Genomic DNA, 3,282 nt, shown 5'->3' on the forward strand with positions numbered 1-3,282 from the left:
CCATCCAACAGATTGGTAATAAATCCAAAACCTTCACCGTATAATGGAGGAATAAAATAGAGCATTGCTCCAATGGTTAATCCGCCAAAAATCAATTTGTGTTTCTTCTGCTTGAAGCGTTCAAACAGTTTCGTAATGGCAAAATGCATTTTAGTAAAGTAAATAGAAGCAAAGGCCGTTCCCACGCCAAGTGCAATATAAAATGGAATGTCTCCTAATTGAAATCGTTCCGAAAGTATAAAATTGAACAAGTTTTCATTTCCCAAGAAAAAATACGACGTCACAACTGCCGAAACTGAAGCTAATAACAACGGAATTAAAGAGGTTAATGTTAAATCGAGACTGAATACTTCTATGGAAAAAATGATTGCAGCGATGGGTGATTTAAAGATGGACGAAATAGCGCCAGCTGCTGCACAACCAATGAGTAACATTCTGGTTTTGCTATCAATATGAAACAACTTGCTAATGTTGGAGCTTATTGCTGAACCCGAAGCGACTGCCGGACCTAATAATCCGACCGAACCACCAAAACCAACCGTTAATGGCGCGGTAATTAATGGCAAATATATTTTGTAATTTGGAATGATTCCTGTGCGTTTGGATAGCGCGTACAAAATGGAAGAAATAGCATGCTCAGTTTCTTTTTTAAATACATATCGTAATAAAACGTAAACTAAAAAAAGCCCGATAACAGGCAAAATGAAGTACAGTTGATTTTTAGAAAAGATAATTCCGTTTTCCAACAATGCCTGAATATAGAACGTGATGTTTTTTATAGTAACGGCAACCAAACCAGAACCCAAGCCGACTAAAACACTTAAAATAAACACGAAATTTTTGTTGGAAATATGTTTATATCTCCAAATTAAGAAACGTGTAAAGCGTGATTTTTTCTGCGTTGGCATGTTGCGCGTTTGTATCTTTTAAAAGTACAAATCTAATGCATCGATTCCAATTTCGCTTTGAGGTTTGTGTAATCTTCCCAATATAATTGGCGTAATGTTTCTACATACGGACGTTGATTTGAGTAACCATTATTAAAATTATCAATAGCTTCTTTAATGATTTTTAAGGCTTTTTGTTGCTTATCGAGTTTTTCTGCCGTAAGAATTTTTGCCAAAGTATTGTTGCTACGTGTTTGCTCTTCAAAGCCGATTCTTAGTTGTAGTGATTGACAATCATCAAATAAAATCAACGCTTTGTAATATTTGGCATCTGCAAAATCGGAATTGTATTTTAATAATGTATTAAAATCTTTTAAAGCCAATTCATACTTGTTTTCTTTTATTTTACTGAGATATTCTTTGTCTTTTTCAATTTCATAATGTGCAATTCCGCGGTATAGAAACGCTTCATGTTCTACCCAATCTTCGCCAGTTTCTTCGGTTTCTTTTTGAATGTGTTTGTCAAAATAAGCAATCGAATTTTTATGATCTTTCAAACCTAAATAGGCAATTCCGCGCCAAAAATCGACACTATGACCTTGTGGTGCATCGGTAAAGTTTGGAGTTAGTGTATCGGAAGCGTTAAAATCGGCAATGGCTTTTTTGTAATCTCTATAAAACCATAAATATAAGTAACCACGCCAAGGAACACGTACTTTTGGATCCATAGCCAATGCTTTATTGTATTGTGGCAACCATTGGTGCGGCATTCCACGTTTTAAGTGTGCAACAGAAATTTCGTAAACAGCTTGTTCATAGGTAGGATCTATAGCGATAGCTTCAATAATTCCGTTTTGAAACGGAATAGAACCTTGTCTGGATTGAACCGCTTCTTTATAGCGCTTTTCAGCACGCTTTCTTTTGTTTTTAAGATCTTCTTCTTGACAAGAAATGAAGAGACTAAGACAGCATATACTAAGGAATAATTTCAGTAACTTTTCCATTTTCAATTCTATATGAGACATACATGTAATAATTTAAGGGTGTTTCTTCATAGGTAATAACATTCCAATTTTCAGCATTGGAAGTAATTTTAAGAAGCGTATTTACCATTTCAGAATTCAATGCTTTTTCTTCCAAATTTAAATTCATCTGAATGATTTCAAACCAACCTGCTTTTCCTTCACAATTCACTAAAAATCGAAAATTTAAATAGCCAGAGTCCGTAAAACTATTCGTGTTGAATTTTTTTGAAATACGATCGCGAAATTCTTTTTTAGAATACTTATATGCTTTAAGTCCTGCGCTACTGTAGGTATAATAAATATTTCCATTATTGCAAAGCTGATGGGTATTATTCATCATTGCTTTTTCTTGATCTATATAACCAACATAGTTTTTATATGGTGTATATTTTTCAGTTTCAGGTTGTTTTTTACACGAAGTAATACAGAGTGTTAGACTTGCAATGACATAGAAGAAAATATTAGTTTTGGCTGTTTGCATAGGATAAAGCTAATAAAAAAACCCTGCAAATCGCAGGGTTTCTATATATAATACGATTGTAATCGTATGAATGTATTTTATAGTGGTACAAACTACAGATTGACCTTTGTTGTTTTTGGGATTATTTATTACTTTTCTTACTGATTTTCACACCTTAAATCATCTAATTTACGGAATAAGACTACTTTTTTAGTTTGAATTAAAGGTATCTTGTTATTGGATTTGATCTAGAAAAGCATGCTTTCAAATTCAAAAAACATCATTCGTAAAATGATGAAAATCAATAACTAAAATTTTAAATCATGAAAAAAAAGTCATTAAAAAAGCTTTCGTTTAGTAAAAGCAAAATTTCGAATTTAGAAGAAGAAGCGGTATCAGGAGCAGGAACTGCAGGTTGTCATACGTGTACCTGTATTACTTGTGCTTGGACTTGTGGAACTACAGCATTATATTCTGCTTGTGGAAATCAACAATGTCATTAATGTAGATTGAAAAGTAAAGCGGTTTTTTGAAAAAACGTATAAACGTCATTCTGAGCTAGACTCAGAATCTCATTGTATTAATCTCACAATGATGAGAAACCGAATCAAGTTCGGTTTGACGTAAATTTTTCGTTCAAAAAACCGCTTTTATATATTATTGTAAATCAAGTTTGATGCTTAATTCTTTTAATTGTTCAGTGTCAATTGGTGCAGGTGCATCAATCATGACATCACGTCCAGAGTTGTTTTTTGGGAATGCAATAAAATCACGAATTGTTTCTTGTCCGCCCAAAATAGCAACCAATCTATCCAAACCAAAAGCCAATCCACCATGTGGCGGCGCTCCATATTGGAAAGCGTCCATTAAGAACCCAAATTGTGCTTTTGCTTCTTCTTCGGTAAATCCT

Annotated in this window: 5 protein-coding genes; 1 reads left to right on the top strand and 4 read right to left on the bottom strand. The window is 33.6% G+C overall.

Annotated elements, in window-relative coordinates:
- The 3 genes from AB8B65_RS18520 to AB8B65_RS18530 form a co-directional block, all read right to left on the bottom strand.
- Positions 1-908, bottom strand: a 908-nt coding sequence (locus tag AB8B65_RS18520; protein WP_405302772.1) for a chloride channel protein, incomplete at its 3' end; no start/stop codon positions are given.
- Between the two features lie 32 nt (positions 909-940).
- Complete coding sequence (locus AB8B65_RS18525; protein WP_405302773.1) at positions 941-1,891, bottom strand: tetratricopeptide repeat protein; 951 nt, start codon at positions 1,889-1,891, stop codon at positions 941-943.
- Entirely contained in the window at positions 1,863-2,393 is a 531-nt protein-coding gene (locus AB8B65_RS18530) for a hypothetical protein (protein WP_405302774.1), read from the bottom strand. Before AB8B65_RS18530 ends, AB8B65_RS18525 begins: the two co-directional genes overlap by 29 nt.
- Positions 2,394-2,695: 302 nt before the next feature.
- On the opposite strand from AB8B65_RS18530, the gene AB8B65_RS18535 reads away from it, so the two are divergent.
- Positions 2,696-2,875 carry a class I lanthipeptide gene (locus AB8B65_RS18535; protein ID WP_405302775.1) on the top strand — a complete coding sequence of 60 codons (180 nt, stop codon included), beginning with the start codon at positions 2,696-2,698 and terminating at the stop codon, positions 2,873-2,875.
- Between the two features lie 154 nt (positions 2,876-3,029).
- Here AB8B65_RS18535 and AB8B65_RS18540 read toward each other — a convergent pair.
- A partial coding sequence (locus AB8B65_RS18540; RefSeq protein ID WP_405302776.1) for an amino acid--tRNA ligase-related protein occupies positions 3,030-3,282 on the bottom strand: 253 nt, incomplete at its 5' end.

The organism is Kordia sp. (genome assembly GCF_045105435.1).
GTDB lineage: Bacteria > Bacteroidota > Bacteroidia > Flavobacteriales > Flavobacteriaceae > Kordia.